At 64.7% G+C, this 13,170-nt stretch carries 14 protein-coding genes; 7 read left to right on the forward strand and 7 right to left on the reverse strand.

The window, feature by feature from the left end; genetic code table 11:
• Positions 1-3: 3 nt before the first annotated feature.
• From H7F36_RS01835 to dusB, 4 genes are all read right to left on the reverse strand, one after another.
• Positions 4-258: a c-type cytochrome gene (locus H7F36_RS01835; RefSeq protein ID WP_315971437.1), complete on the reverse strand. Its 255-nt coding sequence runs from the start codon at positions 256-258 to the stop codon at positions 4-6.
• Between the two features lie 174 nt (positions 259-432).
• Positions 433-2,040, reverse strand: a complete 1,608-nt coding sequence (gene purH / locus H7F36_RS01840; protein WP_187053081.1) for a bifunctional phosphoribosylaminoimidazolecarboxamide formyltransferase/IMP cyclohydrolase — start codon at positions 2,038-2,040, stop codon at positions 433-435.
• A 52-nt stretch (positions 2,041-2,092) separates the two neighbouring features.
• On the reverse strand, positions 2,093-2,329 hold the full coding sequence (locus tag H7F36_RS01845) for a Fis family transcriptional regulator (protein ID WP_187053082.1): 237 nt from the start codon (positions 2,327-2,329) through the stop codon (positions 2,093-2,095).
• Between the two features lie 29 nt (positions 2,330-2,358).
• On the reverse strand, positions 2,359-3,435 hold the full coding sequence (dusB, locus tag H7F36_RS01850; protein ID WP_187054755.1) for a tRNA dihydrouridine synthase DusB: 1,077 nt from the start codon (positions 3,433-3,435) through the stop codon (positions 2,359-2,361).
• A gap of 222 nt (positions 3,436-3,657) precedes the next feature.
• On the opposite strand from dusB, the gene H7F36_RS01855 reads away from it, so the two are divergent.
• Positions 3,658-4,128 carry a YqaA family protein gene (locus H7F36_RS01855; protein WP_187053083.1) on the forward strand — a complete coding sequence of 157 codons (471 nt, stop codon included), beginning with the start codon at positions 3,658-3,660 and terminating at the stop codon, positions 4,126-4,128.
• Between the two features lie 8 nt (positions 4,129-4,136).
• Here the strand turns inward: H7F36_RS01855 and H7F36_RS01860 are convergent, their stop codons facing one another.
• Together H7F36_RS01860 and ychF are read right to left on the reverse strand one after the other, a co-directional pair.
• Entirely contained in the window at positions 4,137-4,811 is a 675-nt protein-coding gene (locus H7F36_RS01860; RefSeq protein WP_187053084.1) for a glutathione S-transferase, read from the reverse strand.
• An 83-nt stretch (positions 4,812-4,894) separates the two neighbouring features.
• Entirely contained in the window at positions 4,895-5,986 is a 1,092-nt protein-coding gene (gene ychF / locus H7F36_RS01865; protein WP_187053085.1) for a redox-regulated ATPase YchF, read from the reverse strand.
• Between the two features lie 201 nt (positions 5,987-6,187).
• Here ychF and H7F36_RS01870 point away from each other — a divergent pair, with 201 nt between their 5' ends.
• From H7F36_RS01870 to rbsD, 6 genes are read left to right on the forward strand one after another with little or no spacing between them, the layout of a single operon-like run.
• Positions 6,188-7,141: a sugar ABC transporter substrate-binding protein gene (locus H7F36_RS01870; RefSeq protein ID WP_187053086.1), complete on the forward strand. Its 954-nt coding sequence runs from the start codon at positions 6,188-6,190 to the stop codon at positions 7,139-7,141.
• 7 nt (positions 7,142-7,148) lie between these two features.
• The gene (locus H7F36_RS01875) at positions 7,149-8,726 is read left to right on the forward strand and encodes a sugar ABC transporter ATP-binding protein (RefSeq protein ID WP_187053087.1); all 1,578 of its coding nucleotides are present in this window, start codon (positions 7,149-7,151) and stop codon (positions 8,724-8,726) included.
• Positions 8,727-8,745: 19 nt separating this feature from the next.
• Positions 8,746-9,762, forward strand: a complete 1,017-nt coding sequence (locus tag H7F36_RS01880; RefSeq protein ID WP_187053088.1) for an ABC transporter permease — start codon at positions 8,746-8,748, stop codon at positions 9,760-9,762.
• A gap of 14 nt (positions 9,763-9,776) precedes the next feature.
• Positions 9,777-10,793, forward strand: coding sequence for a LacI family DNA-binding transcriptional regulator (locus H7F36_RS01885; protein ID WP_187053089.1), 1,017 nt, complete (start codon positions 9,777-9,779; stop codon positions 10,791-10,793).
• Entirely contained in the window at positions 10,790-11,743 is a 954-nt protein-coding gene (gene rbsK, locus H7F36_RS01890) for a ribokinase (RefSeq protein WP_187053090.1), read from the forward strand. Before H7F36_RS01885 ends, rbsK begins: the two co-directional genes overlap by 4 nt.
• On the forward strand, positions 11,740-12,138 hold the full coding sequence (gene rbsD / locus H7F36_RS01895) for a D-ribose pyranase (protein ID WP_187053091.1): 399 nt from the start codon (positions 11,740-11,742) through the stop codon (positions 12,136-12,138). Before rbsK ends, rbsD begins: the two co-directional genes overlap by 4 nt.
• Positions 12,139-12,159: 21 nt before the next feature.
• Here rbsD and H7F36_RS01900 read toward each other — a convergent pair whose 3' ends face one another.
• On the reverse strand, positions 12,160-13,083 hold the full coding sequence (locus tag H7F36_RS01900; protein ID WP_261802466.1) for an MOSC domain-containing protein: 924 nt from the start codon (positions 13,081-13,083) through the stop codon (positions 12,160-12,162).
• Positions 13,084-13,170: the final 87 nt, after the last annotated feature.

The following is a 13,170-nucleotide window of genomic DNA, read 5'->3' on the forward strand; positions in this document are numbered from 1 at the left end:
TGCTCACTGCTGCGACGGCTGCGACGGCTGCGACAGCACCCATTTTGCGAGGAGCGCCGCATCGGCTTCGCTCACCTGCGGTTGCCGCGGCATGATCAGGCGACCCCAGACACCGACGCCGCCGCTGCGAATCTTGGCAGCCAGATGCAAAGGTGCGCCTGCATCGTCGCGGTAGCGCGCCGCGACCTGCGCGAAGCCCGGGCCGACCTGCGTGTGGACCAGCCCGTGGCACGACAGGCAGCCGGATTTGTTGGCCAACGCCTGTCCTTGAACTGACGCGGTCGCGACCGTGGTCGCCGCTGTCTGCGCCCACACCGCCGACCCGCTGCCTGCCACCACAACTGCAACTGCAACCGCAACTGCGCCCCACCATCGCCCGGCTATCGGCCGCACTCGACACCCCCGCCAGTGGCGCATGTTTTCAATGCCGCTTCAATGCCGAAAGTGCCGCACGCCGCTGAGCACCATCACCACGCCGCGCTCGTCGGCTGCATCGATCACTTCCTGGTCGCGCATCGAGCCACCGGGTTGAATGACGCTGCTCGCACCGGCATCGACAACAACATCGAGCCCGTCGCGGAACGGGAAAAAGGCATCACTCGCAACCGCAGATTTCTTCAACGACAGCCCTGCATGCTCGGCCTTGATGCTCGCGATGCGTGCCGAGTCGAGGCGGCTCATCTGGCCCGCGCCGACGCCCATCGTCATGCCACCAGCACAGAACACGATCGCGTTGCTCTTGACGAACTTGGCGACCTTCCATGCGAACAGCAGGTCTTCGAGTTGCTCGGCGGTCGGCTGCTTCTTGCTGACCACCTTGAGTTCGCTCGCGGCGAGAACGCGGTTGTCGGCGGTCTGCATCAGCAGGCCGGAGCCGACACGCTTGACGTCGACCGCGTTGCGCCCATTGTCCCAATCGGTCGCGCCGCCCGGCGGCAGTGCGATCTCGAGCACGCGCACGTTGAGCTTGGCCTTGGTCGCCTGAAACACGGCGAGTGCTTCGGCCGTGTAGCCGGGCGCCATCAGCACCTCGACGAACTGCTTGTTGATTTCTTGCGCGGTGGCTGCGTCCACTGGGCGATTGAACGCGATGATGCCGCCGAAGGCCGAAGTCGGATCGGTCTTGAACGCCTTTGCATAAGCCTCGGCCGCATCCTTGCCGACCGCCACGCCGCAAGGATTGGCGTGCTTCACGATCACGCATGCAGGAACGTCGAAGCTCTTGACGCATTCCCAGGCCGCATCGGCATCGGCGATGTTGTTGTAGCTCAACTCCTTGCCTTGCAACTGCTTCGCGCTGACCAGCGATCCCGGCGCCGGGAACAGGTCGCGGTAGAACGCGGCCTGCTGGTGCGGGTTCTCGCCGTAACGCAGATCCTGCAGCTTGACGAAGCGGCCGTTGGTCTGCGCGGGGAACAGCGCACGCGTCGGCGCGGGCTGGCCGATGCTGGCGTCGAAGTCGATGGCAGAGAGATAGTCACTGATCGCGCCGTCGTACTGGCTGATGCGATTGAAGGCGGCCACCGAGAAAGCGAACCTGGTCTTGTCGGTCAGCTTGCCGTTGGCCCTGAGTTCGGCCAGTGCCTGCGGGTACTGCGCGGCATCGGTCAGCACGCCGACGTCTTGCCAGTTCTTGGCCGCGCTGCGCACCATCGCCGGCCCGCCGATGTCGATGTTCTCGATCGCGTCTTCCAGCGTGCAGCCGGGCTTGGCGACGGTCGATTCGAACGGGTAAAGATTGACCACCAGCAAATCGATCGCCTCGATGTCGTGCGCGTCGATGGCCGCCACATGCGCCGGCACATCGCGGCGCGCGAGCAAGCCACCGTGGATCTTGGGGTGCAGTGTCTTGACCCGGCCATCGAGCATCTCGGGAAAGCCCGTGTGGTCGGCGACTTCCGTCACCGGCAAGCCGGCATCGGCAAGAAGCTTGGCGGTGCCGCCGGTCGAGAGCAGCTTGATGTCGAGCGCGTGCAACGCCTGGGCGAATTCGAGGATTCCGGTCTTGTCGGAAACGGAGATCAGTGCGGTGAGTGCCATGAGGTGCTTTGTTGCTTCGTGTTTTTTCTTCTGCTACGGTGTGCTTGCGCACTTACTTAAGCAACTTGTGTTCGACCAGTTTCTTGCGCAGCGTGTTGCGATTGAGACCGAGCCACTGCGCGGCGCGCGACTGGTTGCCCTCGGCCCGCGTCATGACGACGTCGAGCAATGGCTTTTCGACCACGCGCACGAGCATCTCGTACATACCGTCGGGCTCGGTGCCGCGCAGATCGCGAAAGTAACTGTCGAGGCTGGTGCGCACGCAGTCTTCAATGTGTTTTTTGCTCATGCTTGTTCTCTGCTTCTCTTCTTCTCTTCTCATTCAGCGGTGGTGACCGCTTCCTCGTTCCCCATCGTCCCCATTGCGTCGGTCTGCCCTTCGGCAAGGCGGTACGTCGGCATGCGGTCCATGCGGACCCCAAGCTCATCGAAATATTCGCCGACCGCGCGCAGTTGCAATGCGCTGTCTTCGATCGTATTCATGCGGGCCCGGAACGCCTCGCCATCCGGCAGGCCGCGAACGTACCAGCCGATGTGTTTGCGGGCAGTGCGCACACCGCTGTACTCACCGTACAAACCATGGTGCTCTTGAAGATGGTCGAGCAGCAATCGCCGTACTTCGGCAACGAGCGGTGGCGCAAGGTGCGTTCCGGTTTCCAGGAAGTGCGCGATCTCGCGAAAGATCCATGGGCGGCCTTGCGCGGCGCGGCCGATCATCACCGCATCGGCACCGGTCGCTGCCAGCACGTCGCGTGCTTTCTCCGGGCTGGTCACGTCGCCGTTGGCAACCACGGGCACACGCACCGCGGCCTTCACTGCCGCGATGGTGTCGTACTCGGCGGCACCCTTGTAGCCCTGCTCGCGCGTGCGGCCATGCACCGTCAGCATCTGCACGCCGGCTGCTTCGAAATCACGCGCCAGCTTCACTGCGTTGCGACGATCGTCGCTCCAACCGGTTCGCATCTTGAGCGTGACGGGCACGCCATGCGGCGCTGCAGCAGCCACCACCGCTTCGACGATTTCGAGAGCGAGCGGCTCGTCGCGCATCAATGCGGAGCCCGCCCATTTGTTGCACACCTTCTTGGCGGGGCAACCCATGTTGATATCGATGATCTGCGCGCCGCGATCGATGTTGTATTGCGCTGCTTCGGCCATCATTGCCGCATCGGTGCCAGCGATCTGCACCGAGATCGGACCGGGCTCACCCACATGATCGGCACGGCGCGACGTCTTGAGCGAGCCCCACAGATCCCTTCGCGAAGTGACCATCTCGCTCACTGCATAACCGGCACCGAGTTGTCGGCACAGCATGCGAAACGGCCTGTCGGTCACGCCGGCCATGGGCGCGACGAACAGGCGGTTTTCCAGCGTGATGTTGCCGATCTGCATTGTCATGAAAGTGGAAGCGGGTGTGCTGTCGGCTGCTGAAAAATGAGGCACGATTGTAGCCATGCCGCGTTTCAGTGACTGAAACGATTTGCACGAATATTTGCCTCGGGTTTGCGAGCCCGTTCGCGACGTTGGTCGCCCGTTCTTCAGCCGTCCTGACCGGTGCCCGCCCGATCGCGCATTTTTCCCACAACGTGGACAAAGCACCGCTTCCTATACTGCGCGACCATGCAAGCCTGGCTCGACTCTCTTCTCGCACTGCTCGCGCTCCCGCAATACGGGCTGTCGACGCTTTTCATCGCCGCTTTCGTATCGGCCACGCTGGTGCCGGTCGGGTCCGAGCCGTTTCTATTCGGCCTTCTCAAGTTGAACCCGTCGATGTTCTGGCCGGCCATCGGCGTCGCGACCCTTGGCAACACTTTGGGCGGCGCCGTCGACTGGTGGATGGGTTATGGCGCTCACCAGGTCGCCGACAAGTATTCGAATTCCAAGCACCACACGCGCGTGCTCAAGTGGCTTGAAAAGCTCGGTCCCAAAGCGTGCCTCTTGAGTTGGCTGCCGCTGGTCGGCGATCCGCTGTGCGCGGTCGCCGGCTGGCTCAAACTTTCATTCTGGCCATGCGTTTTCTATATGGCGGTCGGCAAATTTGCGCGCTACATCACGATGACGGTCGCGCTGCTCTACATCTGGCCAGAGTAAGGAAGCGCTCAGCTCGCCAGGGCGTACGGCCCGCCCCGTTCGAGTGCGCGCTTGTATGCAGGGCGCGCATGGATGCGATCGAGATAGGCCATGAGCTTGGGGCGGGTCGCATCGAGGCCGCCGCGCGCTTTTGCAGCTTCGACCGGGAAACTCATCTGGATGTCGGCACCGGTAAAGTTCTCTCCAGCGAACCAGCGGCTCTTGCCGAGCTCGCCTTCCATGAAGTCGAGATGCGCCTTGATGTTCGGTGTGATGAAGCCAGCCTTGGCCCTGGCAGCGATGGATTTGGCGATCGGCTTCACGAAGAAAGGCATCTTGCCGTTCTCGATCTTGTCGAAGATCAACTTCAACAGCAGCGGCGGCATGGCAGAACCCTCTGCGTAGTGCAGCCAGTACCGATAACGCAGTGCTTCCGGCGTTCCCGCGGCAGGTGCCAATCGGCCTTCACCAAAACGCTCTATCACCGTCTCGACAATCGCTCCGGACTCTGCCAACGTCAACCCATCCTCGGTCGTCACGACGGGCGATTTGCCCAGCGGATGTACGGCGCGCAACTCGGGTGGTGCCAGCATCGTCTGCGGGTTGCGCTCGTAGCGAACGACTTCGTATGGCAGTGCGAGCTCTTCGAGCAGCCAGAGCACGCGTTGCGAGCGCGAATTGTTGAGATGGTGAACGGTGATCATGAGAGTCGCAAGATGCGAACGAATTCTGGAAGGACCGGCAGTCTAACGACGCTGCTGGCGTCAGGGCTCGCGTTCGATGCGACTCAGGAACTGAACAGGAAGTTCATCACGTCGCCATCCTTGACGACGTATTCCTTGCCTTCGCTGCGCATCTTTCCGGCGTCCTTCGAGCCCTGCTCGCCCTTGAAGGTGATGTAGTCGTTGAAGGCGATGGTCTGGGCGCGGATGTAGCCCTTTTCGAAGTCGCCATGGATCACGCCCGCCGCTTGCGGGCCGGTGTCGCCGATATGAATGGTCCAGGCGCGCACTTCTTTCACGCCGGCGGTGAAATAGGTTTGCAGGCCGAGCAGCTGGTAGGCCGCGCGAATCAGCCGGTTCAGGCCCGGCTCTTCCTGGCCGATTTCGGCGAGGAACATCTTCTTGTCCTCGTCGTCCATCTCGGACAGGTCGGCTTCGATCTTGGCGCAGATGGCCACCACCGGCGCCTTCTGCTTGTCGGCGTATTCACGCAGTCGATCGAGGTACGGATTGTTCTCGAAGCCGTCTTCGGCCACGTTGCCGACGAACATCGCCGGCTTGGCGGTGATGAGCGTGAACGACCTGACCAGCGGTTGTTCGTCTTTCGTGAATTCGAGCGCGCGCACCGGAATGTTTTCGTTCAGGGCGGCCTGGCATTTCTCGAGCAGGGCCACCAGCTTGATGGACTCCTTGTCGCCCGAACGCGCCGTTTTGCCGTGGCGATGCAGCGCCTTCTCTACCGTGGCGAGGTCGGCCAGGCACAGCTCGGTCTGGATCACTTCGATGTCGGAGATCGGATCGATCTTGCCCGCCACATGAATCACGTTGTCATCGTCGAAGCAGCGCACCACGTTCACCGTGGCGTCGGTTTCGCGAATGTGCGCCAGGAACTTGTTGCCCAGTCCTTCACCGGTGCTGGCGCCGGCCACCAAGCCCGCGATGTCGACGAATTCGACGATGGCCGGAACGATGCGCTCCGGCTTCACGATCTCGCTCAGTTGCGCCAGCCGCGGGTCGGGCACTTCGACCACGCCGACATTCGGCTCGATGGTGCAGAAGGGATAGTTTTCCGCTGCGATACCGGCCTTGGTCAACGCGTTGAAAAGGGTGGATTTACCGACGTTGGGCAGGCCGACGATGCCGCATTGCAAACTCATGGAGGTCCTCTGGAATCAACCCGCGATTTTAGGCGAGGACCTCGACGCTTCGACGTCGCGCAACTTCCGACGGATTCCGGGCGCTTCGCATGCCGCATAAGGGTAAAACCCGACGCGCAAACGTTTGCGCAAACGTTTGCTTTGACTACGATCGGAGTCCCGGCAACAGACCGGAGCCCATCCATTTTCAGGAGACACACCGTGAAATTCACTCGCCGCACCATTCAATCCACCGCCGTTCTGGCACTGCTGGGCGCCCTCGCCGCGACGCCTGCGCTCGCACAGGACAAGCCCAAGGTCGCATTGGTCATGAAGTCGCTGGCCAACGAGTTCTTCCAGACCATGGAAGACGGCGCCAAGGCGCATCAAAAAGCACACGCATCCAACTACACGTTGATGGCCAGCGGCATCAAGGACGAAACCGACACCGCCGCCCAGATCAAGATGGTCGAGCAGATGGTGGCGCAGAAAATCAATGCGCTGGTGATCGCCCCGGCCGACTCGAAAGCGCTGGTACCGGTGATCAAGGCAGCCATCGACAAGGGCATCCTCGTCGTCAACATCGACAACCAGCTGGACGCCGCCGCGCTGAAGGAAAAGTCGATCCAGGTGCCCTTCGTCGGCCCCGACAACCGAGCCGGCGCCAAGCTGGTCGGCGACTACCTGGCCAAGAGCCTGAAGGCCGGAGACAAGGTCGGCATCATCGAGGGCGTCTCGACCACGTTCAATGCGCAGCAGCGCACGCTCGGCTACCAGGATGCAATGAAAGCCGCCGGCGCCACCGTCGTCGGCGTGCAATCCGGCCAGTGGGAGATCGACAAGGGCAACACCGTGGCGGCCGGCATGATGCGCGAGCATCCCGACCTCAGAGCACTGCTGGTCGGCAACGACAGCATGGCGCTCGGTGCCGTGGCGGCGGTCAAGGCCGCCGGCAAGACCGGCAAGGTGCTGGTCGTCGGCTACGACAACATCGGTGCCATCAAGCCCATGCTGGCCGACGGCCGCGTGCTGGCCACAGCCGACCAGTTCGCAGCGAAGCAGGCGGTGTTCGGGATCGAGACCGCGCTCAAGGCGCTGGCCGCCAAGCAGCCCCAGTCCTCGATGCCCGCCGAGGTCAAGACCGACGTGGTGCTGGTCACCAAGACGACCAAGTAACCACGCCATGCCGCTGGCCGCCGTCGCACCGCTCCTGACGCTGGAGTCACTTGGCAAGGACTACGCCACGCCCGTGCTCGACGACGTGTCGCTCGCGTTGCACGCGGGTGAGGTGCTGGCACTGACCGGCGAGAACGGTGCCGGCAAGAGCACTTTGTCGAAGATCGTCTGCGGCCTGGTGACCGCGACGCGTGGGACGATGGCCCTGGACGGCAACGTCTTTTCACCGGCATCGCGGCGCGACGCGGAACGCCAGGGCGTCCGTATGGTGATGCAGGAACTCGGCCTGGTGGCAACGCTGTCCGTCGCCGAAAACCTGCTGCTCGATCGCTTGCCCCATCGCGCCGGCTGGGTCCGACGCAGCGAACTGCACGCACTCGCTGCGCGCCAGTTGGCCAAGATCGGGATGCAGGGCATCGATCCTGGCACGCCGGTCGCGCGCCTGGGCATCGGCCAGCAGCAAATGGTCGAGATCGCACGCAACCTGCAGGACGACACGCGCGTTCTGGTGCTGGACGAACCGACGGCGATGCTGACGCCGCGCGAAACCTCGCACCTGTTCGAACAAATCGATTTGCTCAAAGCACGTGGCGTTGCCATCGTCTATGTGTCGCATCGATTGGAGGAGCTGCAGCGCATTGCCGACCGGGTCGCCGTGTTGCGCGACGGCCGGCTGGTCGACGTGCGCGCGATGGCGGGTGTGCGTGAATCCGAACTGGTGCAGCGCATGGTCGGCCGCGCGGTCCATGAACACGAAGGACGTCCACGCCGCCCGGCCGGTCGGGTGCTGTTGCAGGCGACCGGCCTCGGCCGCGCGCAGACGGTGCGCGACGTCGATCTGACGCTGCATGCCGGCGAAATCATGGGGCTTGCCGGATTGGTCGGCTCGGGCCGAACGGAACTGGTGCGCCTGCTGTTCGGCGCAGACAAGGCCGACCGCGGCGAGATCGCCTTGCACGGCGAGACGCCGGCATCCGGCGGCACAGCACCGGTGCAGCACATCCGGCCCGGTTGGCGTTCGCCGATGCAGGCCATTCGCGCCGGCATCGGGCTCGTGACCGAGGACCGGAAATCGCAAGGGCTGCTGCTGCCGCAATCGATCCGCGTCAACATGACCTTGAGCGACCTGCGCGCCGCGTCGCGAGGCGGGTGGCTTCAGCCGGCCAAGGAACGATCGATCGCACAGCGGTGGGTCGACGTGCTGCGCATACGCTCGCGCAGCGTCGAACAGCCGGTGGCCACGCTGAGTGGCGGCAATCAGCAGAAGGTGGTGTTCGCGCGCTGGCTCCATCGCGAATGCCGTGTGCTGCTGCTCGACGAGCCGACGCGCGGCGTCGACGTGGGCGCCCGCGCCGACCTGTATACCGAACTCGACCGCATGACCGACGCCGGCAAGGCGTTGCTGATGGTGTCGAGCGATTTGCGCGAGCTGATGGCCATGTGCGATCGCATCGGCGTGATGAGCGCGGGCCGGCTCGTCGCGGTTTTCGAGCGTGGTCAGTGGACCGAACAGTCGTTGCTCGCTGCTGCGTTCAGCGACGCGACGGCAAAGCCCGTCACACAACCTTCCAGCCTGCCGGCTTGACCGGTCTTCCCTGAACGCCATGAATCCGATTGCATCCAAACCCGTTTCTGCGCCTGACGCGCAGCCCGCCGCCACGGCAGCGACCCGCGGCGCCACGCTGCGCGGCCAGCTCGGCACCTACCTCGGCCTCGCTGCGGTGCTGGTCGGCATGGTCGCCCTGTTCGGCAGCCTGAGCGAGTATTTCCTGACACGCGAAACCTTCATCACCATCGCCAACGAAATACCGGCATTGCTCGTGATGGCGGTGGGGATGACCTTCGTGCTCATCATCGCGGGCATCGACCTGTCGGTCGGCTCGGTGCTGGCGCTGAGTGCTGCGATCACCACCGCGGCGATCCTGCAATGGCACTGGCCCGTTCCGGCCGCTGCGGCGCTGGGGCTCTTCGCCGGTCTGGCCTGCGGCGCGATCACCGGCTCGGTCTCGGTCGCGTGGCGGTTGCCGTCGTTCATCGTCTCGCTCGGCATGCTCGAAGCGGTCCGCGGCGGCGCCTATCTGGTCACCAACTCGCGCACCCAGTACGTCGGCGATGCGATCTCGGGGCTCGCGACTCCCTGGATCGGCGGCATCTCGGCGGCGTTCGTGATAGCCGTGGTGCTGGTCGCGATCGCACAGGCGGTGCTGACGCGGACCGTGTTCGGTCGCTACGTGGTCGGCATCGGCACCAATGAAGAGGCGATGCGGCTGGCAGGCATCGACCCGCGGCCGATCCGCATCATCGTGTTCGCACTCACCGGGTTGTTCGCAGGTCTGGCAGGACTGATGCAGTCGGCCCGCCTCGAGGCCGCCGATCCGAACGCGGGCGTCGGCATCGAGCTGCAGGTGATCGCCGCCGTGGTCATCGGGGGCACCAGCCTGATGGGCGGTCGGGGGTCGGTGGTCAATACCTTCTTCGGCGTGCTCATCATCGCGGTGCTCGAGGCCGGGCTGGCCCAAGTAGGCGCGAGCGAGCCGAGCAAACGCATCGTCACCGGGTGCGTGATCGTGGTCGCCGTCATCATCGACACGCTGCGCCAGCGCCGCGCCGGCGCGGTCTGACGGCAGAAACGACCATGGCCACCATCAAAGACGTTGCGCTGCACGCCGGGGTATCGATCACCACGGTGTCGCACGTGCTGAACGACACCCGCCACGTCAGCGAGCAAGGCCGCGAACGCGTGCAGGCCGCCATACGCGCGCTGGGGTACGTGCCGAGCGCCGTTGCGCGCAGCCTGAAAAGCAACACCACCTCCACGCTCGGGATGCTGATCCCGAACAGCTCCAATCCGTACTTCGCCGAGATCGTGCGCATCGTCGAAGACCGCTGCTTCGCCGCCGGCTACACGCTGATTCTCTGCAACACCGACGATGAGCCGCATCGGCAGAGCGTGTACCTCAAGGTGCTGGCCGAACGACGTATCGACGGCCTGATCGTGGTGTCCACCGGAGACGACGATTCGCTGGTCACCCAACTGCGTGGCATCAGGTTGCCGATCGTGCTGGTCGATCGCGAGATCGCCGATCCGACGTGCGACCTCGTCGAGACCGCACACATGCAGGGCGGGTTGCTCGCCGTGCGGCATTTGCTGTCGCTCGGCCATCGGCAGATTGCCTGCATCGGCGGCCCAGCCGGCGTGATGCCGAGCGAGCAGCGCATCGAGGGTTGGCGCATGGCGTTGGCGGAGAGCGGTGCGGCGCCCGGCGCCACCACGCTGTTGTGGCGCGGCGGCTTCACCAGCCAGGGCGGCTACGAGGCGATGCATGCGATCCTGCGCACCGACCAGCCGCCTTCCGCTGTCTTCGCATGCAACGACCTGATGGCGATCGGCGCGTTGCGCGCCGCGCACGAGACCGGCGTCCGGGTACCGGACGAACTGTCGATCGTCGGCTTCGACGACATCGAACTGTCGGGCTACACCAGCCCGCCGCTCACCACCGTCGCCCAACCCAAGGATCACATCGGCGCTCTGGCGGTAGACATGCTGCTGGAGCGCGTCAGCCAGCGCCGACAGGAGCCACGCAAAGTGGTGCTGCAGCCCGAGTTGCGCGTGCGGGCATCGACGGCCCGGATGCAGGCCGGCCCGCCATGAATCCGACGTCATCCTCAGCACCACCGCGCATCGTCGTGCTGGGCAGTCTCAATATGGACCTGGTGGTGCGAGTGCCGCACGCGCCCGCTGCAGGCGAGACGCTGCAGGGCCGTTCGATCCACAGCATTCCCGGTGGCAAAGGCGGCAATCAGGCAGTGAGTTGCGCGCGCCAGGGTGCGCTTGTCAGCCTGGTCGGCTGCGTCGGTGCCGACGCGAACGGCGAGGCGTTGCGCCAGGCGCTGCACCTGGACGGCATCGACACCTCGGCGGTCACCACCGATGCCTCGGCGCCCACCGGCACCGCACTGGTCATGGTCGAGGACACGGGCCAGAATCGCATCGTGGTGATTGCCGGCGCCAATGCGCACGTCGAGATCGACGACATGGCGCTGGCAGCCCAGCTGCACGGTACGGCGTTCCTCATTGCACAGTTCGAGACCCCCATCGCGCAAGTCGCGCGTGCGATGACTGCGGCCCATCGCGCCGGTTGCCGCGTGCTGCTCAACCCGTCGCCGGTGCAACCGATCGATGACGCGCTGTGGCCGCTGATCGACACGCTGGTGGTCAACGAGGTCGAGGCGCAAACGCTTTCGGGCCGACTGGTCGAGAGCCCGCGCGATGCCGCCCTGGCTGGCGAGTCGATGCGTTCACGCGGCGTTGCACGCGTGGTCGTCACGCTGGGCGCCAGCGGCGCCGTGGCCGTCGATGCGGACGGTGCGCGCCACCATCCGACACTCCCCGTGGAGACGGTCGACACCACCGCAGCCGGCGACACTTTTCTAGGTGCGCTGGCGGTAACTCTCGCCTCCGGCGCGTCACTGGACGAGGGCGTTAGCCTGGGCATCCGGGCCGCAGCGCTGTGCATCGCGCAGCCCGGCGCTCAACCTTCCATCCCGCTGCGCAGCGCCGTGTTGCGCAGTGCCTTGCCACCCGCCTGGACACCACTTTGAAACGCACTTTGCTCCTCCATCCCGAACTGTCGCAATCGATCGCCCGCCTGGGTCATGGCGACATGGTCGTACTCGCCGACGCCGGTCTGCCGATTCCCGATGGCCCGCGCCGCATCGACCTCGCGGTCACACCGGGCGTGCCCCGACTCGCCGACGTGCTCAAGGCCGTGCTGTCGGAGATGCAGGTCGAGCGCGCCATGATCGCGCGTGAAACGATCGACGCCGGTGCAGGCCACGTGCTGCCAGCCTGGTGTGCCGGTCAATTGGCCATCGCGCCCGAAATGATCTCGCACGAGGAGCTCAAGCGCTTGTGTGCGCGTGCCAAGGTGGTGGTGCGCACGGGTGAGTGCACGCCTTACGCCAACATCGTGCTGTGTGCCGGAGTGACGTTCTGAGTGGTCGAGGCTGCGCCCGACCTATCCGAAGACGTAGTTGGCACCGACCGGCTGGCCCACTTTCAGCACCTGCTCGGCGCCCTCGGTCCCGCCCTGCAGCACGATGCAATTCATGCCGAAAGTGATGGCGCCGTCGACCCGGTCGTTTTGCCGGTAGGTCGATAGCGTGTCGACAACCTCGTGCGTCGACACGGCGGTGGCGGGATCGATGTCCGGAATGGGACAGCGCGGGCACGGCTTCGCGGGCTGCAGCAAGGCCTGCGCATCGGGTGCGGTAGCGACATGGAAAATGTCGACCCGGTCTTCGTCCTGCGCCTCGATGCCGGCCAGCACGATATTCGGGCGGAATCGCTCCATGCCGATCGCGCCATGCCCGGCGGCCACCAGCTTCTCGTTCAGTTCGGCAAGCGATGCTTCGCTGGTGATCAGCAGCGGGAAGCCGTCGGCGAACTGGTTGGTCGCTTCCACGCCTCGGGTCCACTTCATGTTGGACAGCCGCTTTTGCTCGGGGTCGAAGCGGACCATCCTGAGTTGCCGGGGCTTGCCGGGCTCCGACAGGAAGTCGCTGAACCACTGCGCAGCGATATCGCCCATGTCGTAGGCGGCCACCTCGTCGTTCCAGACCGTGACCCGCACCGGACCTTCGACCCGATCGAATGCGATGTGGAGTGCCAGCATCCCGGGGGCGCGGAGCACCATTTCCATCTGCTTCATCTGCGGCCTGACGAGCGCCATCCGCGGCAGCTCGCGCTGTGTGACGAACACACCGGCGGCATCGACCACCATCCAGGCGCGGTCGAATTCGAGTCCCGCTTCGGTAAGCAGGACTTCGGGGAGTTCGACGCCGGCACAGGATTTGATCGGATAGACGAACAGGCGCGAGATGGTGGCGCGAACGTCGAAAGCCGCCAGGTCGGCAAGCGGAGCGGCGTTGGGTGGAGTCACGGCGGTTTCCTTGAAAACGTCACGAAAAGACGCGAATCTGCGATTGTCCCGCAGCGCACGGCAGCGGGAGGCAACTCCTACAATCCG

Source organism: Variovorax sp. PAMC28562, from assembly GCF_014303735.1.
GTDB lineage: Bacteria > Pseudomonadota > Gammaproteobacteria > Burkholderiales > Burkholderiaceae_C > Variovorax.

What these genes read in the sequence shown, in the direction of transcription:
- purH (WP_187053081.1), bottom strand. Translation starts at nt 2,040, where the DNA reads ATGGCACTCACCGCACTGATCTCCGTTTCCGACAAGACCGGAATCCTC.
- H7F36_RS01845 (WP_187053082.1), bottom strand. Translation starts at nt 2,329, where the DNA reads ATGAGCAAAAAACACATTGAAGACTGCGTGCGCACCAGCCTCGACAGT.
- dusB (WP_187054755.1), bottom strand. Translation starts at nt 3,435, where the DNA reads ATGACAATGCAGATCGGCAACATCACGCTGGAAAACCGCCTGTTCGTC.
- H7F36_RS01855 (WP_187053083.1), top strand. Translation starts at nt 3,658, where the DNA reads ATGCAAGCCTGGCTCGACTCTCTTCTCGCACTGCTCGCGCTCCCGCAA.
- H7F36_RS01860 (WP_187053084.1), bottom strand. Translation starts at nt 4,811, where the DNA reads ATGATCACCGTTCACCATCTCAACAATTCGCGCTCGCAACGCGTGCTC.
- ychF (WP_187053085.1), bottom strand. Translation starts at nt 5,986, where the DNA reads ATGAGTTTGCAATGCGGCATCGTCGGCCTGCCCAACGTCGGTAAATCC.
- H7F36_RS01875 (WP_187053087.1), top strand. Translation starts at nt 7,149, where the DNA reads ATGCCGCTGGCCGCCGTCGCACCGCTCCTGACGCTGGAGTCACTTGGC.
- H7F36_RS01880 (WP_187053088.1), top strand. Translation starts at nt 8,746, where the DNA reads ATGAATCCGATTGCATCCAAACCCGTTTCTGCGCCTGACGCGCAGCCC.
- H7F36_RS01885 (WP_187053089.1), top strand. Translation starts at nt 9,777, where the DNA reads ATGGCCACCATCAAAGACGTTGCGCTGCACGCCGGGGTATCGATCACC.
- rbsK (WP_187053090.1), top strand. Translation starts at nt 10,790, where the DNA reads ATGAATCCGACGTCATCCTCAGCACCACCGCGCATCGTCGTGCTGGGC.